The organism is Halomonas ventosae, from assembly GCF_004361885.1.
In the GTDB taxonomy this organism is placed as follows: domain Bacteria; phylum Pseudomonadota; class Gammaproteobacteria; order Pseudomonadales; family Halomonadaceae; genus Halomonas; species Halomonas ventosae_C.
This window is the reverse complement of record NZ_SNWH01000032.1, coordinates 1-20,119: the sequence shown is the minus strand read 5'-3', so window position 1 is coordinate 20,119 and position 20,119 is coordinate 1. Positions and strand designations below refer to the sequence as shown.

Annotated in this window: 17 protein-coding genes; 5 read left to right on the top strand and 12 right to left on the bottom strand. The window is 67.1% G+C overall.

All coding sequences use genetic code 11. From position 1 onward, the window contains the following. The 4 genes from DFO68_RS14560 to DFO68_RS14545 all read right to left on the bottom strand — a co-directional run. On the bottom strand, positions 1–457 hold a 457-nt coding region (locus DFO68_RS14560), incomplete at its 3' end, for a hypothetical protein (RefSeq protein WP_208107443.1). Continuing rightward, positions 457–1,134 carry a LutC/YkgG family protein gene (locus tag DFO68_RS14555; protein ID WP_133484348.1) on the bottom strand — a complete coding sequence of 226 codons (678 nt, stop codon included), beginning with the start codon at positions 1,132–1,134 and terminating at the stop codon, positions 457–459. The genes DFO68_RS14560 and DFO68_RS14555, both read right to left, overlap by 1 nt. Then, positions 1,134–2,621 carry a LutB/LldF family L-lactate oxidation iron-sulfur protein gene (locus DFO68_RS14550; RefSeq protein ID WP_133484347.1) on the bottom strand — a complete coding sequence of 496 codons (1,488 nt, stop codon included), beginning with the start codon at positions 2,619–2,621 and terminating at the stop codon, positions 1,134–1,136. Before DFO68_RS14550 ends, DFO68_RS14555 begins: the two co-directional genes overlap by 1 nt. Further along, positions 2,618–3,373 carry a (Fe-S)-binding protein gene (locus DFO68_RS14545; RefSeq protein ID WP_133484346.1) on the bottom strand — a complete coding sequence of 252 codons (756 nt, stop codon included), beginning with the start codon at positions 3,371–3,373 and terminating at the stop codon, positions 2,618–2,620. The genes DFO68_RS14550 and DFO68_RS14545 overlap by 4 nt, the downstream gene beginning before the upstream one ends. A 331-nt stretch (positions 3,374–3,704) precedes the next feature. Between DFO68_RS14545 and DFO68_RS14540 the strand changes: the two genes are divergently transcribed. Beyond that, positions 3,705–4,478 carry a GntR family transcriptional regulator gene (locus DFO68_RS14540; protein WP_133484345.1) on the top strand — a complete coding sequence of 258 codons (774 nt, stop codon included), beginning with the start codon at positions 3,705–3,707 and terminating at the stop codon, positions 4,476–4,478. Between the two features lie 202 nt (positions 4,479–4,680). On the opposite strand, the gene DFO68_RS14535 is transcribed toward DFO68_RS14540, so the two are convergent. From DFO68_RS14535 to DFO68_RS14525, 3 genes are all read right to left on the bottom strand, one after another. Continuing rightward, positions 4,681–5,352: a metal-dependent hydrolase gene (locus DFO68_RS14535; protein WP_133484344.1), complete on the bottom strand. Its 672-nt coding sequence runs from the start codon at positions 5,350–5,352 to the stop codon at positions 4,681–4,683. A gap of 78 nt (positions 5,353–5,430) precedes the next feature. Further along, positions 5,431–5,982 carry a gamma carbonic anhydrase family protein gene (locus DFO68_RS14530; protein ID WP_133484343.1) on the bottom strand — a complete coding sequence of 184 codons (552 nt, stop codon included), beginning with the start codon at positions 5,980–5,982 and terminating at the stop codon, positions 5,431–5,433. A 45-nt stretch (positions 5,983–6,027) separates the two neighbouring features. Then, positions 6,028–7,368 carry a sodium-dependent transporter gene (locus DFO68_RS14525; RefSeq protein WP_133484342.1) on the bottom strand — a complete coding sequence of 447 codons (1,341 nt, stop codon included), beginning with the start codon at positions 7,366–7,368 and terminating at the stop codon, positions 6,028–6,030. A 103-nt stretch (positions 7,369–7,471) separates the two neighbouring features. On the opposite strand from DFO68_RS14525, the gene prlC reads away from it, so the two are divergent. Further along, positions 7,472–9,520, top strand: a complete 2,049-nt coding sequence (gene prlC / locus DFO68_RS14520; protein WP_133484341.1) for an oligopeptidase A — start codon at positions 7,472–7,474, stop codon at positions 9,518–9,520. 48 nt (positions 9,521–9,568) lie between these two features. Beyond that, complete coding sequence (locus DFO68_RS14515) at positions 9,569–9,814, top strand: YheV family putative zinc ribbon protein (RefSeq protein WP_133484340.1); 246 nt, start codon at positions 9,569–9,571, stop codon at positions 9,812–9,814. Positions 9,815–9,932: 118 nt separating this feature from the next. Here DFO68_RS14515 and metF read toward each other — a convergent pair whose 3' ends face one another. Continuing rightward, positions 9,933–10,781 carry a methylenetetrahydrofolate reductase [NAD(P)H] gene (metF, locus tag DFO68_RS14510; protein WP_133484339.1) on the bottom strand — a complete coding sequence of 283 codons (849 nt, stop codon included), beginning with the start codon at positions 10,779–10,781 and terminating at the stop codon, positions 9,933–9,935. Between the two features lie 140 nt (positions 10,782–10,921). Here metF and DFO68_RS14505 point away from each other — a divergent pair, with 140 nt between their 5' ends. After that, entirely contained in the window at positions 10,922–11,857 is a 936-nt protein-coding gene (locus DFO68_RS14505) for an AEC family transporter (RefSeq protein WP_133484338.1), read from the top strand. Between the two features lie 196 nt (positions 11,858–12,053). Here the strand turns inward: DFO68_RS14505 and ahcY are convergent, their stop codons facing one another. From ahcY to metK, 3 genes are all read right to left on the bottom strand, one after another. Then, positions 12,054–13,463 (bottom strand): adenosylhomocysteinase, encoded by a 1,410-nt coding sequence (ahcY, locus tag DFO68_RS14500; protein WP_133484337.1) that lies wholly within the window; start codon positions 13,461–13,463, stop codon positions 12,054–12,056. A gap of 102 nt (positions 13,464–13,565) precedes the next feature. Continuing rightward, positions 13,566–15,254: an NAD-dependent DNA ligase LigB gene (ligB, locus tag DFO68_RS14495; protein ID WP_133484336.1), complete on the bottom strand. Its 1,689-nt coding sequence runs from the start codon at positions 15,252–15,254 to the stop codon at positions 13,566–13,568. 98 nt (positions 15,255–15,352) lie between these two features. Then, positions 15,353–16,576 carry a methionine adenosyltransferase gene (metK, locus tag DFO68_RS14490; protein WP_133484335.1) on the bottom strand — a complete coding sequence of 408 codons (1,224 nt, stop codon included), beginning with the start codon at positions 16,574–16,576 and terminating at the stop codon, positions 15,353–15,355. A 236-nt stretch (positions 16,577–16,812) separates the two neighbouring features. Between metK and tkt the strand changes: the two genes are divergently transcribed. Next, positions 16,813–18,819 carry a transketolase gene (gene tkt, locus DFO68_RS14485; protein WP_133484334.1) on the top strand — a complete coding sequence of 669 codons (2,007 nt, stop codon included), beginning with the start codon at positions 16,813–16,815 and terminating at the stop codon, positions 18,817–18,819. A gap of 78 nt (positions 18,820–18,897) precedes the next feature. Here tkt and DFO68_RS14480 read toward each other — a convergent pair whose 3' ends face one another. Continuing rightward, the gene (locus DFO68_RS14480) at positions 18,898–19,950 is read right to left on the bottom strand and encodes a class I fructose-bisphosphate aldolase (RefSeq protein ID WP_133484333.1); all 1,053 of its coding nucleotides are present in this window, start codon (positions 19,948–19,950) and stop codon (positions 18,898–18,900) included. Positions 19,951–20,119 lie beyond the last annotated feature (169 nt).

The following is a 20,119-nucleotide window of genomic DNA, read 5'->3' as shown; positions in this document are numbered from 1 at the left end:
ATTCTACGTGATCGGCGTTGCCTGTCAACCCCTGATCTTTCCCTCTCCACCGCCGGCAACCTGTCCCGTCGCCGGCAGCGGATGCGTACTCTACGGATTTCCCCGGGGCCGTGCAAGGCCTCAATGAAGAAAGAACGGCGACCCGCTCATCCAGTGGGGTGATAACCAGCCAGGACAGCAGATGATCGTGGGCAAAGGCGACCGGCTCCGGCATCTCAAGCCGCTCCCTTGGCAGCGTCCTCAATACCTCAGACATGCCCGGCTCGCCCTGTACCGAGCACAACATGGGCCGGTCGATCAGCTCCACGGCGGAGACCGGCGAGCGCTTGAGAGCGATGGTCGCACGGCAGGTGGCGCCCATATCCGGGAAGCAGGCCAGAGTGCGCAGCGGGTCATTGATCAGCCGCTCCGTCGTCGCCAGCACCGCCTTGAGATCGCGCCAGATATTCGTGGCCATCAGGCACCCTCCGCCTGGGTAGTGGCGTGGCGCACCAGCACCACCAGCGCCCGGGGGCCATGTACGCCATAGGCCAGGGTCTGCTCGATATCGGCGGTCTTGCTGGGCCCAGAGATCAGCAGGGCGTTGGTGGGCATGCCGCCGGCCCAACCATGGGCCTTGACGACATCGAAGAAAGTGTCCTCGAGGGTATCGGCATCCAGCACGGCGATATGGATCGGCGGCACCAGGCTAATCAGGCGCGGCTCGTCCGGCGTCGGCCACAGCCACAGGCTGCCGGTCTCGGCGATGGCGCCACGGGTAGAGGTCAGGCCGGCATCCACGCTCTCGAACTGCTCGCGCTGCCAGGTCTCAATATCACGATCGACGTCGACCAGCTCGACCTCGGCACCGGCCAGGGCGCGGCGCGCCTCCACCGCCACCGAGTGCTGCTTACCCAGCGCCAGGCGTCGCATGCCTTTGTCGGCGAGCACCTTCGTCAGGGTATCGGTCCAGGTCTCGTGGGGAGTGTGGATCACCTCGCCATGCACCGAGGTAATCCAGTGCTCGAAGCGCGCCAGACGCTCCTCGGCACTCCAGCCGCGGTTTGTCACCACGGCGAAGTCGCTGTCGGGCGCACTCAAGGGGCCGTCGGCCCGTTCGCGCAGGCGCTTGAGGATGGCATCGCGGGCACGCATCAGGGCTCCTCCTCGTGGCTCTTGTTGTTCGGCTGATGGCTCTTGCTCGCCTGGTGACGCTTGACCAGCGCATGCAGGGTGGTGCCGGCGGGCTTCGGCGCGGTGCGGTAGTCGGTCCAGACGCCCAACTTCGCGGGCATCAGCGCCCTGAGTTTGCCGGGTACCGAGGTTCCGGCACGCCACACGGCGGGATGGGTGGCCAGCCACTGGAAACCCTTCCAGGCCGCGGCCTCCTTGCGGGTGCGCTTGACGCCGGCGCCGGGTACGTTGCCGCGCCCCTCGCCCACCGACTCGCGGCGCAGCCGCACCAGCAGGTCGGGAATCGGGATCTTCACCGGGCACACCTCGCCACAGGCGCCGCACAGGCTCGACGCCGTGGGCAGGTCCTTCGTCTCCTCGAGGCCCATCAGGTGGGGCGAGAGGATGCTGCCGATGGGGCCGGGGTAGGTGGTGCCGTAGCTGTGCCCGCCCACCCGGGTGTAGACCGGGCAGTGGTTCATGCAGGCGCCGCAGCGGATGCAGCGCAGGGTGTCGAGCAGCTCGTCGTCCTGGTAGATGCGGGAGCGACCACTGTCGACCAGCACCAGGTGGACCTCCTTCGGCCCGTCGTGCTCGCCCTCCTTGCGCGGCGAGCTGATCATGTTGAAGTAGGTGGTGACGTGCTGACCGGTGGCCGAGCGGGTCAGTAGGGCATAGAGGGGCGGCACGTCACGCAGCTGCTCGACGACCTTCTCGATACCGGTCACGGCGATGTGGACCGGCGGCACCGTGGTGGTCATGCGGCCGTTGCCCTCGTTCTCCACCAGGCACAGGGTGCCGGTCTCGGCCACCGCGAAGTTGACCCCGGAGACCCCCACGTCGGCGGCCATGAACCGCTCGCGCAGCTGCTGCCGAGCCGCCGCGGTCATGGTGTCGACGTCGCGGGTGCGCTCGGTGCCGGTCTTGTCATGCAGGATCTCGGAGATCTCGTCGGTATTGAGATGGATCGCCGGCATGATGATATGCGAGGGCGTCTGCTCATTGAGCTGTACCAGGTATTCGCCGAGGTCGGATTCCAGCGCCTCGATGCCAGCTTGCTCCAGGTACGCATTGAGGTGCATCTCCTCGGTGACCATCGACTTGCCCTTGACCACCGAGCGGGCGTCGTGGGACTCGCAGATCTCACGGATGATCCGGCAGGCCTGCTCGCCGTCCTCGGCCCAATGCACCCGGATGCCGTTGGCCTCGCAGTTGGCCTCCAGCTGTTCGAGCAGGTCGGGCAGCTTGGCGAGTGCCCGCAGGCGGATGTTGGCGCCCAGCTCGCGCAGGGTCTCCAGGTCCCAGTCGGCAAAGCTATCGCGGCGCTTGGTCATCAGGCCGTCCATCGCCTTGCGGAAGTTGGCGCGGATCTGCGGATTGCCCAAGGCATCGTGGGCCTGGTGATGGAACTCGCGCGGCGTGTAGGTTTGAACGCCTTGGGGTCGAACATCGTGGCTCTGTAGGCTCATGAGGTCCTCCGCCACAGATAGCTGGCGATATGCTCGCCCTGGACCGGCGTGTGCTGCTGTTCGAAGCGCCCACCGATGTTCATCAGGCAGCCGCAGTCGGAGGTCACGAAGCGCTGGGCGCCGGCCTCCGCGATGGCGGTGGTCTTGTCCTCCACCATGGCGGCGGAGACCTCGGGATGGCGCACCGCGAAGGTGCCGCCGAAGCCGCAGCACTCGGCGCCGCGCGCCTGCTCCACCAGTTCGACCTGGCCAAGCTGGGCGAGCAGGGCGGGACCGGCCTCGGCCAGCCCCATCTCGCGCCGGGCGCTGCAGGAGGTGTGCATGGCGACCTTCTCCGGCGCGCCGCTATCCTCAAGCTTGAGGTGGCAGACGTGGACCAGAAATTCGGTCAGCTCATAGACCCGCCCGGCCACTTCATTGGCCTGCGACTCGCGGTCAGTGCCGGCAAAGAGCTGGGGATAGTGGGTGCGCATCATGCCGCCGCAGGAGCCGGAGGGCACCACGATCGGCCAGGGCTTGGGGAAGAGGTCGAGCTGAGCCGTCGCCACTGCGCGGGCCTCCTGCTGATAGCCCGAGGTATAGGCCGGCTGCCCGCAGCAGGTCTGATCCTCGGGGAAGAGCACCTCGATGCCCTCTCGCTCGAGCAGGCGGATAGCGTCGAGGCCAGCCTGGGGATAGAAGAGGTCGACGAGACATGTACCAAAGAAGTAGACCTTCTCCGACTTCGACGGATAGAACTTGACTGGCGTCATGGGCAGTATCCTGGACAGCACAGGGGCACGGCAGCGTTACGCTGAAGTCGTTGGTTCGGGCTACGGTAAATTGGTAAAACCCATTAGACGAAAATATTGCCGCACACTAGGAAGCGGAGCCTGCAGTGTCAAACGCTCGACGCTCGCTTCCCAGCCCTGACCATTCATACTTTAGTTTATGTCTATCAACGCTTCTGCCAACACCTTGATGCTGATGCAGAAATCTATCCTGCCTGTGACCATGACAAGGTGCTGGAGACCGGCAGCTTGGTATTACCAATTTGACGACGATATGATGCCGGCTTTCACCACCTGCTTCGGAGCCATCACCATGGCCTATCAGCCCGTCCGCCAGCCTCGCCTTGCCGACGTCATCACCGAGCGCCTCGAGGCGCTGATCCTCGAGGGCAGCCTCAAGCCCGGCCAGCGCCTGCCGCCGGAGCGCGAACTGGCCGAGCGCTTCGGCGTCTCGCGCCCCTCGCTGCGCGAGGCAATCCAGAAGCTGTCGGCCCGGGGCCTGCTGACCAGCCGCCAGGGCGGCGGCACCTTCATCAGCGAGGAGCTCAACAGCGGCTACAGCGACCCGCTGCTGGAGCTGCTCTCGCGACACGGGGAATTCCACCTCGACCTGCTCGAGTTCCGCGATGCCATGGAGGGCATCTCCGCCTACTACGCCGCCCTGCGTTCCACGCCCACCGACAAGGCGCTGCTAATCAAACGCTTCGAGGAACTGGAGGCGTGCTTCAAGGGCCGCGACCCGGCGCTTGAGGCCCGCGCAGACGCGGCCTTCCACATGGCCATCGCCGAGTCGGCCCACAACGTGTTGCTGCTGCATACCCTCCGCGGCATCTTCCACCTGCTGGAGAAGAGCATTGTCGACAACCTGGCCCATCTGTTTGAGAAGCCCGAATCGCGCCCGCTGCTGATGCAGCAGCACCGCGCCCTGCTCGATGCCATCCTCGAGGGTCGTGCCGAGGACGCCCGCAGCCGCGCCCACGAGCACCTGGTCTTTGTGGAAGAAGGGCTGCTCGAGGTCGAGCGCGCCGAGACCCGGGCCCAGCGCGCCCTGCGCCGCGCCCAGGCCATGCCCGCCAACGCCCGCTGAGCTCAATCATGCCGATGATGTCACGACAGCGGATTCACCAGCCGCGATGGCGGCTGGCGTCTCTTGAGTTGGAGCTTACCATCTACAGGCCGCCCAGCAGGCCCGCCACCGCGGCCCGCGTGAGCGAGGCCTGCAAGCCGCGTGGCCTGCCGCGCAAGGCCCTCTGCGACACGCTCAGGAAGTATGGCCTCAAGAGCGAGGACTATCGCCAGAGCGAGACCCCCTGGCACAGCAGCTCACGCAGCGGCCACCAGGGGGGAAGCCAGGGCGCCAGGCTCGCTGCCGCCATCAGCATCACCAGGGAGTTGCCTGGCTCGCGCCAGTCGAAGGGCTTGAAGGCCGTGCCGAAGGAACGCTTGAGCCGCCCCCCGGTGAGATCGACGCTGTACAGCTCGTCGAGCAGCAGGTGGATCATGAAGCCCAGCGCCAGACTCATGCCATGGGCCCAGGCCAGGTGGTCGGTCTGGCCGAACAGCCGGTGGCTGAGCGCCGTGGTCACCAGGCCACAGAGCCCTGCCGCCAACAATGAGTGCCAGAGGCCGCGATGCACGGTGAAGCGAGCAAACAGCGCACCGGCCAGGTAGCGCACGCCCAGGTAAATCGCCCCGCACACCATCAGCAGGCTGCCGGTGGCCAGCCGCGACTGCAGCATCAGGGCTCCGGCCACCACCGCGGGAACAGCAAGCAGGTTGAAGATCAGGCGGATCGCCCGCGAGCGGTCGGCATCGATGTCGGGCAGGATACCGCCGAAGGTCACCAGCGCCAGCAGCGGCAGGCTCTCCACGGCGTTCCAGAGACCCGCCTGCCAGCCGCCATGGGCCAGCACGGCGCCGGCGGCGGCGGCCACGCCAAGGTGGGTGCGAAAGTTGGCCATGCCGGGGCGCGCCCTCGATCACTGGATAAATGACCAGATTATCGCGCGCCCCGACAATAAAAACAACAGGTTAGAAAATTACTCCCGCTGAGCGGCCAGGTATTCGTCCTTGAGCCTGACGTAGTTGCCGGCGGTGTAGGAGAAGAAGGCCCGCTCCTTCTCCTTGAGTGGGCGCAGCGCCTTGGCCGGGTTGCCGGCGTAGACGTGGCCGCTCTCCAGGTGCTTGCCCGGCGTCACCACGGCGCCGGCGGCGATGATCACCTCGTCCTCGACCACGGCGCCATCCATGACGATGGCGCCCATGCCCACCAGGATGCGGTTGCCGAGGGTGGCGCCGTGGAGGATCGCCTTGTGGCCGATGGTCACCTCCTCGCCGATGGTCAGCGCGAAGCCGTCAGGATTGAAGTCGCTGGCGTGGGTGATGTGCAGCACACTGCCGTCCTGCACGCTGGTGCGCGCGCCGATACGGATGCGGTGCATGTCCCCGCGGATCACCGCCATGGGCCACACCGAACAGTCGTCGCCCAGCACCACGTCGCCCAGCACCAGGCAGGCCGGGTCGATATAGACCCGCGCGCCCAGCTGCGGCGCCTGTCCCCTCCAGGGTCGCAGGTTGCTTGTTTCGCTCATTGCTCACCTCGTCTTGTCAGATCAGGTCTTGCCAGTTCACGCATCTCAGATCAGTCCGGCCAACAATACGATCAACGTCAGCGGAATCGACACCCAGCGCACCAGCGCGCGCCACACACGAAAGCCGTTGGGGCCGGCATCCAGCGCCCGCCGGCTGGTTTCCTCAGGCATTACCCAGGCGGCGAAGATGGCGATCAAGAGCCCGCCCAGCGGCAGGAAGACCTCGGGTGGAATGCTGCTGACCAGCTCGAAGGGGTTCATGCCGAACAACACTCGGCTCTCGGCCAGGCTCGAGAACGAGAGCACCGAGAGCATCCCCAGCGCCCAGACCACCACCCCCACCACAGCCGCCGCCGCTTTCCGCCGCAAGCCCCAGCCCTGCAGGATGGCGACCATCGGTTCGGCCAGGTTGATCGAAGAGGTCCAGGTGGCCAGCAGCAGCAAGAGGAAGAACAGCGACAGCCATAGCGGCCCTCCGGGAAGGTCAGCGAAGGCCACCGGCAGGGTGACGAACATCAGCCCCGGCCCCTCGCCGGGATCCAGCCCTTGGGCGAACACTACCGAAAAGATGGCGATACCGGCCAGCAGAGCCACGGTGACGTCCAGCACCGCCACCGCGACAACGGCTCTGGAGAGGCTCTGGTGTTCAGGCATGTAGGCACCATAGGCCATCAACGCACAGGCGCCCACCGCCAGGGTGAAGAAGGCGTGGCCCATGGCCTGCAGCATCACCAGGGGCGTCACTGCCGCGAGGTCGGGCAAAAACAGCCAGGCCAACGCCGGCGCGAAGCCGTCGGTGGTGGCGGCGTAGCCCGCCAGCACCAGCAGCAGCAGGTAAAGCAGCGGCATCAGCAGGTTGTTGAGCCTCTCAAGCCCCTTGGCCACCCCGGCGGCAACCACCAGCATGGTCATCATCAAGAAGAGGGTATGGTTGAAGGTCATGCGCCCGGGGTCGGCGAGGAAGGCATCGAAGTCAGCGCCGATCTCCGTCGCGCTGCGCCCCACGAAGTCACCATTGACCGCAGCCACCAAAAATTCGATGGACCAACCCGAGACCACCGAGTAGAAGGAGAGGATGCAGAACACCGTGAAGGCGCCGAACAGTCCCAGCCAGCGCCAGTGGCGGCTCGCCCCGGCCTGGCCGGCCAGATAGCCCAGCGACTGCATGGGACTGCGCCGTCCGGCGCGGCCGATCAGGATCTCGGCCATCATCATCGGCAGCCCTAGCAGCAGCACGAAGGCCATATAGAGCAGCAGAAAGACGGCACCGCCGTTCTCGCCGGTGATGTAGGGGAAACGCCAGATGTTGCCCAAGCCTACCGCTGCACCGGTCACCGCCAGGATAAAGGCGCGCCGCGTGCTCCAGCGCTCCAGTGTCTCGTTCATGGACCCACTCCGCGAGCCTGAAAAGGGCGCAAGCCTAGCACATTGAAACCGGCCGCGGCCGCCCGCATGTAAAACCCATTCCTAGTCTCTACCCGAGGTGTGCATGTCCCGTAACCCGCTGCTCGAATCCCACGAACTGCCTCCTTTCGATGCCATCCGCCCCGAGCACGTGGTGCCGGCCATCGATACGCTGCTGGCGGAGAACCGCACGGCCATCGAGGCACTGGTGGCAGATGCCGAGACGACCGCGCCGAGCTGGGAGAGCCTAGCTGCCCCGCTAGAAGCCCTCAATGACCGTCTGGCGCGGGCCTGGTCACCGGTCTCGCACCTCAACGGCACCATGAACAACCCCGAGCTGCGCGAAGCCTACCAGGCTTGCCTGGGCAAACTCTCCGACTACAGCACTTGGGTCGGCCAGCACGAGGGGCTGTTCCGGGCCTGGCAGGCGCTGCGTGACGGCCCCGCCTGGGAGACCCTCGACGAGGGGCAGCGCCGCACCGTGGAGAACGCGCTGCGCGACTTCCGCCTGGCCGGCGTGGACCTACCCGCCGAGAAGAAGCGACGCTACGGCGAGATCAAGTCACGGCTCTCCGAGCTCTCCAACACCTTCTCCAACCAGTTGCTGGACGCCACCCAGGCCTGGCACCTGGACCTCGCCGACGAGACCCGCCTCAGCGGCCTGCCCGAGAGCGCGCTGGCCAGCCTGCGGGCCAATGCCGAGGCCAAGGGGCTGGCCGGCTACCGCATCACCCTGGACTTCCCCAGCTTCTTCCCGGTGATGACCTACGCCGAGGACCGCGAGCTGCGTCGCGAGGTCTACACCGCCTTCGTCACCCGGGCCTCCGACCAGGGCCCCAACGCCGGCGAGTACGATAACGCCCCGGTGATGGAGGAGATCCTCGCGCTACGCCACGAGCTGGCCGAGCTGCTGGGCTTCAGCGACTACGCCGACTACTCGCTCTCCACCAAGATGGCCGAGTCGCCCGACCAGGTGGTCACCTTCCTCGAGGACCTCGCCGCCCGCGCCGTCCCCCAGGCCCGGGAGGAGTATGCGGAGCTCGAGACCTATGCCCGCGACGAGCTCGATATGGACGAGCTCGCGCCCTGGGACGTGGGCTTCGCCAGCGAGAAGCTGCGCGAGGCGCGCCACGCCATCTCCGACGAACAGCTGCGCCCCTATTTCCCCGCACCGCAGGTGGTCGACGGCCTGTTCCGGGTGGTCGAGCGCCTCTACAACGTCACCTTCGCGGAGGACGAGACGGCCCCGCGCTATCACCCCGACGTGCGCTACTTCCGCATCCTCGAGCACGACACCCCCATCGCCGGCTTCTACCTCGACCTCTATGCCCGCGAGGGCAAGCGCGGCGGCGCCTGGATGGACGAGTGCCGGGTCCGCCGCCGCGAGGGCGATGCGGTGCAGCTGCCGGTGGCCTACCTGACCTGCAACTTCACCCGCCCAGTGGGAGACGCGCCGGCCCTGCTGACCCACGACGAGGTCACCACGCTGTTCCACGAGTTCGGCCACGGGTTGCACCACATGCTGACCCGCCAGACCGTCGCCGACATCTCCGGTATCAACGGTGTGGCCTGGGATGCGGTCGAGCTGCCCAGCCAGTTCATGGAGAACTTCTGCTGGGAGCGCGAGGGGCTCGACCTGATCGCCGGCCACGTGGAGACCGGCGAGCCGCTGCCCGAGGCGCTCTTCGAGAGGCTGCTTTCGGCCAAGAACTTCCAGTCCGCCATGGGCATGGTGCGCCAGCTGGAGTTCTCGCTGTTCGACTTCCGCCTGCACCGTGAGCTCGCCGCGCCGAGCGCCGCCGACATCCAGGCGCTGCTCGACGCGGTGCGCGACGCTATCGCCGTGGTGCCGCGGGCTGACTTCAACCGCTTCCAAAACGGCTTCGGACACATCTTCGCCGGCGGCTATGCGGCAGGCTACTACAGCTACAAGTGGGCCGAAGTACTCTCCGCGGATGCCTGGAGCGCCTTCGAAGAAGCCGGTATCTTCGACCCCGAGACCGGTCGGCGCTTTCGCACGGAGATCCTCGAACGCGGCGGCTCACGCGACGCCGCCGATCTGTTCCGCGCCTTCCGCGGCCGCGAGCCCAGCGTCGAGCCCCTGCTGCGTCACAGCGGCATCCGTGCCGCCTGAGAAGGTTTTGGCCGCCGGGTTCCCTCGGCGGCCCATGGTGGAGATGACATGACCGTAACCAAACGCTTTATCGCCGGGGCCATCTGTCCGCGCTGCGCCGAGATGGACCGTATCCGCAGCTGGGAGCAGAACGGCATCCGCTATCGCGACTGCGTCAGCTGTGACTTCTTCGAGCAGCTGCCCATCGAGGATGCAGCCCTGCCGGAGCTCGAGACCCGAGTCAATCGCGAGCGCGAGGAGCAGGCACACAGCGATCTGCAGACCGTGAAGATCCTCGACCCCAAAGGGCACTGATGCCCATGGCCAGGGGTGGACGGCGACAACCTCATTTACAAGCAGTACTACCACATCGGCTTCGCCGCCAACACGCCCCGCTATTGGCAGGGCCCGTTGCGTGGCGTAGCGAGCCGTGTCAGTCGCTGATGTTATCGAGGATGCGCAGGCAGGGAGCCGCTTGATTCAAGGTGTAGAAATGCAGCCCCGGCGCCCCGCCGTCGAGCAGCCGCTGGCAGAGCCGCGACACCACCTCCTCGCCGAAGGCGCCAATGGCCTCGCTGTCGTCGCCATAGCTCTCGAGCTGCTTGCGAATCCAGCGCGGGATCTCGGCGCCGCAGGCATCCGAGAAGCGCGCCAGCTTGGTGTAGTTGGTGATCGGCATGATGCCGGGCACGATGGGCGCCTCGACGCCCAGGGCACGAGCCCGCTCGACGAAGTGGAAGTAGGCCTCGGCGCTGAAGAAGTACTGGGTGATGGCGATGTCGGCCCCGGCCTTCATCTTGCGGGCGAAGTTCGACAGGTCCTGCTCGAGGTTGGCCGCCTGGGGATGGGACTCCGGGTAGGCAGCCACGGCGATCTCGAAATGGTCGCCGGTCTCCTCGCGGATGAACTCAACCAGCTCGTTGGCGTAGCGCAGCTGGCCGACGCCGCCCCCGCCCATGCCGGAGGGCAGGTCGCCGCGCAGGGCCACCAGGCTGTCGATCCCCTCCTCCCGGTAGCGCGAGAGCAGCTCGCGCAGCGCGCCCTTGTCGCTGCCGATGCAGGAAAGGTGTGGCGCGGTGGTGAAACCGGACTCGCGCACCATGCGCACGGTGTTCAGGGTGCGGTCCTGGGTGGAGCCCCCGGCACCGTAGGTAACCGAGAAGAAGCGCGGCGCGCGGCTGGCCAGGGCATCGCGAACGCCGACCAGCTTCTCGCGCCCGGCGTCGGTGTTGGGCGGAAAGAACTCGAAGCTGATCCCCAGCGGGTGTTCCTGCGTGCTCATCGGCTTACCTCATGAAAATGATGCATATTGTGGCTATTCTGACGGCTGGCTGTGCTGCCGACCAATGAAAGATACGCGACGCTGCATCAATCCTGCTCATGCAGAAGCGGCACCAGGGCCGCCATAACCCAGGGAAGGACATGACCCCGATCGACCCCGGCACCCTGATGGGCCCGCTCTGGACCCTGCTCGCCTATATCGGCCTGGGTTGGCTGGCCGCCCGCCGGCTGGCGGTGGACCCGCGCCCCGTCGCCACCCTGCTGATCTACCTGGTCGCCCCGCTGACCTTCTTCCGCGGCCTGGTCCTGGGTGGCCCTACGCCGGGCTACCTGCTGCTCACCGCGGCGCTGTTCGTACTGGCCAGCCTGATCGCCGTGGTCGTCCACCGACTGGCAAGACACAGCTTCGCCCCGCCAGAGAGCGCCCTGCTGGCCTTCTCCGCCGGCACCGGCAACACCGGCTACTTCGGCCTGCCGGTGGCGCTGGTGCTGCTGCCGCCCCAGGGGGTGACGCTCTACCTCTTCTGCGTGCTGGGGGTGACCCTCTACGAGTTCACGGTGGGCTTCTACTTGAGCGCCCGAGGGCAGTTTTCAGTACGCCAGAGCCTGGTCAAGATCGCCCGGCTGCCGCTGGTCTATGCCTTCCTCGCCGCCCTGCTGGTGAGCGGCCTGAGGCTCGAGGTGCCAGGCGCGGTGATGCAGGGGCTGGCCGCCTTCCCGGCGACCTACACCCTGCTCGGCATGATGATCATCGGCATGACGCTCGCCCGGGTGACCATTCGTCAACTGGACTGGCGCTTTATCGGCGCCTGCGTGGCGATTCGCTACGGCCTCTGGCCGTTGCTGTCGCTGGCTGCGGTGCTGGGCCTGCAGGCGCTCTTTTTGCTGCCGGGAGAGCTGGCCCTGGCGCTGCTGCTGATCGGCGTGGTGCCGATGGCCGCCAACGTGGTGGTGGTGGCCATGGAACTCGGCATCGCCCCGGAGAAGGGCGCCCTGGCGGTGCTGATCACCACCCTGGCCGCCCCGCTGCTGATCCCGTTCTACCTGACGCTGGCGGTGCGCCTGACCGGGCTGTAACTGAGTTCTCCTGATCACGCACAGCGAGAGGCGCCGGGGGCAAGCCCAAGAGGAGATCCTACGCCATGGATGGCGTCGGTAGTTTACAGGGAGGTATTCACAGCGCCTCCTCGATGGTCCGGCACCCCGGAGCTTACCGCCGGATCAGCCTTGAGCGATCGATCTATTTATGACAGCCATGCTCAGCAACATAGCGTTAGTAGCGGTAGGCGTCCGGCTTGTAGGGTCCATCGACGGCGACACCAGTGTAGTCGGCCTGCTCCTCGGTCAGGCGCGTGACCACCCCGCCGAAGCCCTGCACCATGTAACGGGCCACCTCCTCGTCGAGGTGGCGCGGCAGCACCGTCACGCCGAGGGCATCGCGCCGGTCGCCCTCGGGCAACTCGGCGAAACGGCCCTCGAAGAGGTGGATCTGCGCCAGCACCTGGTTGGCGAAGGAGCCGTCCATCACCCGGGAGGGATGCCCGGTGGCGTTACCCAGGTTTACCAGGCGGCCCTCGGAGAGCAGGATCAGGTAGTCGCGGCTATCGGGGTCGAACGTGCCCGGCTTGCTGTCGCGATAGATCTGATGCACTTGAGGCTTCACCTCCTCCCAGTGCCAGTGGCGACGCATGTAGGCGGTATCGATCTCGCTGTCGAAGTGGCCGATGTTGCAGACCACCGCTCCCGGCTTGAGCGCCTGGAGCATGGCGGCGTCGCAGGCGTGGATGTTACCGGTAGCGGTCACCACCAGGTCGATTCGCGACATCAGCTCCCGGTCGATGCTCTCCAGGCCGCGGTTGACCCCCGCCCGGTAGGGCGAGACCACCTCGAAGCCGTCCATGCAGGCCTGCATGGCACAGATCGGGTCGATCTCCACGATGCGCACGATCATGCCCTCCTGGCGCAGCGAGGCGGCCGACCCCTTGCCCACGTCGCCATAGCCCACCACCAGCGCCTGCTTGCCGGCCAGCAGATGGTCGGTGGCACGCTTGATGGCATCGTTGAGCGAGTGGCGGCAGCCATACTTGTTGTCGTTCTTCGACTTGGTAACGGCATCGTTGACGTTGATCGCCGGCACCTTGAGCTGGCCGTCGCGCAGCATCTCCTGCAGGCGATGCACCCCGGTGGTGGTCTCCTCGGAGATGCCGTGGATGGCATCCAGCAGTTCGGGACGCTTCTCGTGGAGCAGCGCCGTCAGGTCGCCGCCGTCATCGAGCACCAGGTTGGGCGTCCAGCCCTCGGGGCCTGCCACGGTCTGCTCGATGCACCACCAGAACTCCTCCTCGCTTTCGCCCTTCCAGGCGAACACCGGGATGCCCGCGGCGGCGATGGCGGCCGCCGCATGGTCCTGGGTGGAGAAGATGTTGCAGGACGACCAGCGCACCGTGGCTCCGAGGTCGATCAGCGTCTCGATCAGCACCGCGGTCTGGATGGTCATGTGGATGCAGCCGGCGATGCGCGCGCCGGCCAGTGGCTGTGCGTCCCGATATTTGGCGCGGATCGTCATCAGCGCGGGCATCTCGGTCTCGGCGATGCGGATCTCGCGACGCCCCCAGTCGGCAAGCGCCAGGTCGGCGACCTTGCAGTCGGTGGTCACGGGAGCGGAAACGGCGGGGTGGTTCATCGAGCAACACCTCTTGTTCAGCACGAAAAGCAGGGGGTCAGGACGAAAAACATGACCCCCTACTATAGACAGTCAGCACGATTCGGGACAAGCAACCCAGGCCTAGAAACCCTCGATGCCGGCCTCTCCCAGTCGCCGGGCCAGGATCTTCACCTGGGGATGGGTGAAAAAGTCGACCTGGGCCTGGGCCCGCGTGGGGCCGACTCCGGGCAATGCCGCCCAATCGCCGCGGCCAAGGCCGCTCAGCGTTGCCCAGTCTGCCGGCAGGGTGGCCTCCACGCCGGGTGGTGCGCCCAGTGCCTGCAGCCAGCGGGAAAAACTGGCCTCCCGCGTCGCCGCGAAGGCGGCCACCAGCGTCCTGGCACGCACCTCGCCGATGCCGTGGGCGCGGCGCAATGCCTGCTCGTCCAGGGCCCGCCAGTCCAGCAGGCCCGAGACCAGCCCCGCCTCGACCAGCGCCTGCCAGGTGCCCTGGCCTACGCCGGCCATGTCGAGCCCCTGCGGCCCACCCAGCCAGGCCAGGCGCTCGACGAATTGCGCCTGGCAGCCCGGCGACAGACGCAGACAGCTCAGCGCGTGGTAGGCCGCCGGGTCGGGCGGGACGATCACCGGTCGCTCGGCGGCGCGCCAGGCCACGCGCTCCAGCCGGGGAATCGTCAGGCCGGCCAGGGCGATAACCACCTGATCGCCGGGACGCAAGTCCAGCGCTTGCCAGCGGGCCAGCGAGCCCAGGCCGACACGACGGATCGTCCGGCCTCCCAGCTCGACCGGACGCAAGTGCAGCAACGGCGTGATGCGCCCGGTACGACCGATACGGAACGCGACGTCACGCACCTCGGCCAGAGCCTCGCGAGGTGGATGCTTCCAGGCCGCGGCCCAGTTCGGCGGCTCGGCCTCCCAAGCCGATCCCGGCGGGCGGCCACCCTGGCGCAGCACCACCCCATCGGTGGCGAAGGGCAGCGGGCCGCGGTACCAGTCCTCCCGCCAGCGCACCACCTCCGCCAGGCTCGTCACCGCCCGGGTCAGGGCGACGGCTTCACCGAAGCCCAGGCGCTTGAGCCCCGCGAGCCGCTCGCCCATGGTGGCCGGACCATCCGGCCAGTCCCACACGAACAACCCGATGCGGCGCGCCGCCTCAATGTCCAGCGACTCGCGGGCCAGCAGTCCGATGACCGCGCTGCGCGCCCCGGCGGTGCCCGCCTCGGCCTGGACATGATCCACCAGGCGCAGGTGAAGCTCGCCCTGCAGGATCGCATCGATGGCCTCCGGCAGCCACGTGGGGATCGCCGGGATGCGACGTGCCGCCGACGTCCAGTCCTGGCCATACTGCCCGTCTCCACGGCTCACCGCGCGCACCAGGTGCCCCTGCTCGTAGACCAGGGTCACCGCGACGCCATCCACCTTGGGCTGCACCCAGACCTCGCCACGCCGTACCAGCCAGCGACGCACCGCGGCCTCGCCCTCGAGCTTGGCGAGCCCGGTCTGGGCGACGGGATGGCGCAGCGGACCGGCCGGTCGCGCGTCATCGGCGGCGACTCCCTGGACAACACCGGGGAAGCAACGCTGCCAGGCTGCCAGCCGCGCCCGCGCCTGGTCATAAAGGGCATCGGAAATGGGCGACTGGCCCTGGCGGTAATAGGCATCGTCCCACCCGGCCAGCCGCTCGGACAGGGCGCTGAGCTCACGCCCGGCCCGCACCACGGACCACTCGGGACAGGCCTGGGCCAGGGCCAGGGAGGGAATGAGCACAACGGCGAGGACCAGCAGCCAGCCGGACAGGTAGCGAGACATCGAGGGCGGCTCCCACGTAAGGGCTTGCCCTGACCATAATAGCAACAGGCCCCGCGTGGCGCTGCCAGCGGGGCCTGACATCGCCTGTAGGCGATCGCCTACACGACGCCGGCCGCCTGGCGCAGGGCATGGGCGCGGTCGGTCTTCTCCCAGGGGAAGGCCGTGAAGGTCTCGGTGTGAGACTCGCCCTGGGTATCGATCCAGCTATAGGAAGTCTCGAAAGGCTCGCGACCGAAGTGGCCGTAGGCCGCAGTCAGCTGATACATGGGATGCAGCAGGTCGAGCATGCGGGTGATGGCGTTGGGCCGCAGGTCAAAGTGTTCGCGCACCAGCTCGATGATCCGTGCGTCGCCCACCCGGCCGGTACCGAAGGTATTGACCGAGACCGAGGTGGGCTGGGCCACGCCGATGGCGTAGGAGACCTGGACCTCGCACTTGTCGGCGAGTCCCGCAGCGACCAGGTTCTTGGCCACGTAGCGGCCGGCATAGGCGGCGCTGCGATCGACCTTGGAGGGATCCTTGCCCGAGAAGGCACCGCCGCCGTGGCGCGCCATGCCGCCATAGGTGTCGACGATGATCTTGCGCCCAGTCAAACCGCAGTCGCCCACCGGGCCGCCGATCACGAACTTGCCGGTGGGATTGATGTGGTACTTGGTGGTCGTGGTCAGCCACTCGGCGGGGATCACCTGCTCGATGATCTCGCGGCGGACCATCTTGCGCAGCTCCACCTGGTCGATCTCCGGGTCGTGCTGGGTGGAGAGCACCACGGCGTCCACGGCGCAGGGCTGGCCCAGCTCGTCGTAGCGGAAGGTCAGCTGGCTCTTGGCGTCGGGGCGCAGCCAGGGCAGCAGCCCATGCTTGCGCAGCTCGGCCTGGCGCTCCACCAGCCGGTGCGCGTAATGGATCGGCGCCGGCATGTAGGAGTCGGTCTCGTTGGTGGCATAGCCGAACATCAGGCCCTGGTCGCCGGCGCCCTGATCCTCGGGCTTGCGGCGATCGACGCCCTGGGCAATGTCCACGCTCTGCTTGCCGATCAGGTTGAGCACGCCACAGGTCTCGCCGTCGAAGCCGACCTCCGAGGAAGTGTAGCCGATGCCGGTGATCACCTCGCGCACCAGCGCCTCGAGGTCGACCCACGCCGAGGTGGTGATCTCGCCGGCGACGATCGCCACGCCGGTCTTGACCAGCGTCTCGCAGGCCACCCTGGCGTTCTTGTCGCGGGCGATGATGGCGTCGAGCACCGCATCGGAGATCTGGTCGGCGATCTTGTCCGGATGCCCTTCGGACACGGACTCGGAGGTGAACAGGGAGTATTCGCTCATGGCGTCCTCGGCCCTCATTTTATCGTCAAATAGGCAGTCGCGAAGTCTACACGCTGCGGCCCTGCCGGGCATCCACGATTTGATGCAGGGCGTCAAGTCGGCGACAATGACCGCCCGAATTCGTCCGCGCCGCTCCATCTCGCGGAGTCATCCAGCCAGAAGTCACGCCCGGCCAAACCCCCTTGGCCCATGCGTGTCGTTGCCACCTTTCCGCCGCAGGCGAGGAGCCCACCACCATGCCGTCACGATTCGAACTGGCCAATGCCATACGCGCGCTGTCCATGGACGCCGTCCAGAAGGCCAACTCCGGCCATCCCGGCGCCCCCATGGGGCTAGCCGACGTCGCCGAAGTGCTGTGGAACGACTATCTCGTCCACAACCCGGCCGACCCGCAGTGGCCGAATCGCGACCGCTTCGTGCTCTCCAACGGCCACGGTTCCATGCTGCTCTACGCCCTGCTGCATCTGACCGGCTATGAGCTCAGCCTCGAAGAGTTGCAGAACTTCCGCCAGCTGCACGCCAAGACCGCCGGCCATCCGGAATACGGCTATGCGCCAGGCGTGGAGACCACCACCGGCCCGCTCGGCCAAGGCCTGGGTAACGCCGTGGGCATGGCGCTGGCCGAGCGCACCCTGGCGGCCCAGTTCAACCGCCCCGGCCACAACGTCGTCGACCACCACACCTGGTGCGTCGTCGGCGACGGCTGCCTGATGGAGGGCATCTCCCACGAGGTCGCTTCGCTGGCCGGCACCCAACAGCTCGGCAAGCTAATCACCTTCTATGACGACAACGGCATCTCCATCGACGGCGAGGTCGAGGGCTGGTTCACCGACGACACCGCCAAGCGCTTCGAGGCCTACGGCTGGCACGTGGTGCCCAACGTCGACGGCCACAAGCCCGAGGAGATCAAGGCCGCCATCGAGCTGGCGCGCAGCCACGACGACAGGCCCAGCCTGATCATCTGCAAGACCATCATCGGCTTCGGGGCGCCCAACAAGCAGGGCAAGGAGGAGTGCCACGGCGCCGCGCTCGGCGACGAGGAAGTGGCCGCCGCCCGCAAGCAGCTCAACTGGCCTCACGCGCCATTCCATGTGCCCGAAGAGATCTACCGCGGCTGGGATGCCACCGAGGCCGGCCAGGCCCGCCAGGACGCCTGGCAGGAGCGCTTCGCGCGCTACGCCGAGGCCTTCCCCGAGGAGGCCAGGGAGCTCCAGCGCCGCCTCAAGGGCGAGCTGCCGATGGAGCTGACCAGCGAGGCGATGGTCGAAAAGGCCCAGGCGAAGGGCGAGAGCGTCGCCAGCCGCAAGGCGTCCCTGGCCTGCCTCGATCAGCTAGGCCCACAGATGCCCGAGCTGCTCGGCGGCAGCGCAGACCTGGCGCCCTCCAACCTGACCTTCTGGCAGGGCGCCCAGGCGATCACTCCCGACGCCCCGGCGGGCAACTACCTGCACTACGGCGTGCGCGAGTTCGGTATGGGTGCGATCATGAACGGCATCGTGCTGCATGGCGGCTTCGTGCCCTTTGGGGCCACCTTCCTGATCTTCTCGGAGTACATGCGCAACAGCGTGCGCATGGCAGCGCTGATGGGCAAGCAGGTCATCTATGTCTTCACCCACGACTCCATCGGGCTGGGCGAGGATGGTCCCACCCACCAGCCCATCGAGCAGCTGACCACTCTGCGCTCCACCCCCAACCTGGCCACCTGGCGCCCCTGCGATGCGGTGGAGACTGCTGCCGCCTGGGACGCCGCCATCAAGCGCCGTTCCGGCCCCACCGCGCTGGTCTTCTCGCGCCAGGGGCTGCCCCACCAGGCACGCAGCAAGCAGCAGCTGGCCGATATCCAGCGGGGTGGCTATGTACTGAAAGAGAGTCCCCTCAAGGGCGGGGATGTCACGCCCGAGCTGATCCTGATCGCCACCGGCTCCGAGGTCGGCCTGGCCATGGACGCCGCCGCCGAGCTCGAAGCCCAGGGTCGTGCCGTGCGCGTGGTCTCCATGCCCTCCACCGATCTCTTTGACCGCCAGGATGCCGAGTACCGCGAAGCCGTGCTGCCCGCCGCCGTCACCGCGCGCCTGGCCGTCGAGGCCGGCCATCGCGATTTCTGGTACAAGTACGTGGGCCTAAACGGCGCCATCGTCGGCATGACCACCTTCGGCGAATCCGCCCCGGCCGGCGACCTGTTCAAGCACTTCGGCTTCACTGTGGAGCGCGTGGTCGCCGAGGCCACGGCCCTGCTGGACTGATCTCGGCAAACAGGCGTGTTGCTGATGCAAGCGGGCCCGGCAAATACCGGGCCCGCTTGCGTTGGTGGCACCATCGTGTCAGGCGAGGGTCACTTCCGGTGACAGGTAGACGTCCTGGATGGCGTTGAGCAGCGTGACGCCCTCGGCCATGGGCTTCTGGAACGCCTTGCGCCCGGAGATCAGCCCCATGCCCCCGGCACGCTTGTTGATCACCGCGGTGCGCACCGCCTCCCCGAGATCGGAGGCGCCCTTGGAGCCACCGCCGGAGTTGATCAACCCGGCACGCCCCAGATAGCAGTTGGCCACCTGGTAGCGCGTCAGATCAATGGGGTGGTCCGAGGTCAGCTCATCGTAGACCTTGGCATGGGTGTGGCCGAAACCGATGTCGCGGTAGCCGCCGTTGATCTCGGGCAGCTTCTGCTTGACGATATCGGCCTTGAGGGTCGCCGCCAGATGGTTGGCCTGGCCGGTCAGGTCGGCGGCCACATGGTAGTCGGTTCCGTCCTGCTTGAAATCCGGATTGCGCAGGTAGGCCCAGAGCACCGTGACCATGCCCAGCTCGTGGGCGCGCTCGAAGGCCTCGCTGATCTCCATGATCTGGCGACGGCTCTCGTGGGAACCGAAGTAGATGGTCGCCCCCACCGCCACGCAGCCCATCTCGAAGGCCTGCTCGACCTGGGCGAACAGCGTCTGGTCGTAGATCACCGGATAGCTTAGCGTCTCGTTGTGATTGAGCTTGAGAATCATGGGGATGCGGTGGGCGTAACGGCGCGCCACGCTGGCCAGCCCGCCGAGGGTCGAGGCCACGGCGTTGCAGCCGCCCTCGATGGCCAGCTCGACGATGTTGGCCGGGTCGAAGTAGCGCGGATTCGGCGCGAAGGAGGCCCCCGCCGAGTGCTCGATGCCCTGGTCCACCGGCAGGATGCTGAGATAGCCAGTACCCGCCAGGCGGCCTTGATCGAAGAGCGCCTGCATGCTGCGCAGCACGTTGGGACGACGGTCGCTCTGGGCCATCACCCGGTCGACGAAGTCCGCCCCGGGCGGGTGAATCGCCTCGGCAGGCACACCACGGCAGACGTGGCCCAGCAGGCTGTCGGCCTCGCTGCCCAGTAGCTTGGTGATGTCGTTCATGTCGTTCCTCTCCTTGGTAGCGGTAACCCGCTCTTCCCAGCGTAGGCTAAAACCGTACCCAGCGGAGGCCACGCATCGAGTAGGAGGGGGAGTCGCCTCCCCCGTCCTCTCACACCACCGGGCATACGGTTCCGTACCACGGCGGTTCACGAAGAACGATTAAGCCCTC

What these genes read in the sequence shown, in the direction of transcription:
- DFO68_RS14555 (WP_133484348.1), bottom strand. Translation starts at nt 1,134, where the DNA reads ATGCGTGCCCGCGATGCCATCCTCAAGCGCCTGCGCGAACGGGCCGAC.
- DFO68_RS14550 (WP_133484347.1), bottom strand. Translation starts at nt 2,621, where the DNA reads ATGAGCCTACAGAGCCACGATGTTCGACCCCAAGGCGTTCAAACCTAC.
- DFO68_RS14545 (WP_133484346.1), bottom strand. Translation starts at nt 3,373, where the DNA reads ATGACGCCAGTCAAGTTCTATCCGTCGAAGTCGGAGAAGGTCTACTTC.
- DFO68_RS14540 (WP_133484345.1), top strand. Translation starts at nt 3,705, where the DNA reads ATGGCCTATCAGCCCGTCCGCCAGCCTCGCCTTGCCGACGTCATCACC.
- DFO68_RS14535 (WP_133484344.1), bottom strand. Translation starts at nt 5,352, where the DNA reads ATGGCCAACTTTCGCACCCACCTTGGCGTGGCCGCCGCCGCCGGCGCC.
- DFO68_RS14530 (WP_133484343.1), bottom strand. Translation starts at nt 5,982, where the DNA reads ATGAGCGAAACAAGCAACCTGCGACCCTGGAGGGGACAGGCGCCGCAG.
- DFO68_RS14525 (WP_133484342.1), bottom strand. Translation starts at nt 7,368, where the DNA reads ATGAACGAGACACTGGAGCGCTGGAGCACGCGGCGCGCCTTTATCCTG.
- prlC (WP_133484341.1), top strand. Translation starts at nt 7,472, where the DNA reads ATGTCCCGTAACCCGCTGCTCGAATCCCACGAACTGCCTCCTTTCGAT.
- DFO68_RS14515 (WP_133484340.1), top strand. Translation starts at nt 9,569, where the DNA reads ATGACCGTAACCAAACGCTTTATCGCCGGGGCCATCTGTCCGCGCTGC.
- metF (WP_133484339.1), bottom strand. Translation starts at nt 10,781, where the DNA reads ATGAGCACGCAGGAACACCCGCTGGGGATCAGCTTCGAGTTCTTTCCG.
- DFO68_RS14505 (WP_133484338.1), top strand. Translation starts at nt 10,922, where the DNA reads ATGACCCCGATCGACCCCGGCACCCTGATGGGCCCGCTCTGGACCCTG.
- ahcY (WP_133484337.1), bottom strand. Translation starts at nt 13,463, where the DNA reads ATGAACCACCCCGCCGTTTCCGCTCCCGTGACCACCGACTGCAAGGTC.
- ligB (WP_133484336.1), bottom strand. Translation starts at nt 15,254, where the DNA reads ATGTCTCGCTACCTGTCCGGCTGGCTGCTGGTCCTCGCCGTTGTGCTC.
- metK (WP_133484335.1), bottom strand. Translation starts at nt 16,576, where the DNA reads ATGAGCGAATACTCCCTGTTCACCTCCGAGTCCGTGTCCGAAGGGCAT.
- tkt (WP_133484334.1), top strand. Translation starts at nt 16,813, where the DNA reads ATGCCGTCACGATTCGAACTGGCCAATGCCATACGCGCGCTGTCCATG.
- DFO68_RS14480 (WP_133484333.1), bottom strand. Translation starts at nt 19,950, where the DNA reads ATGAACGACATCACCAAGCTACTGGGCAGCGAGGCCGACAGCCTGCTG.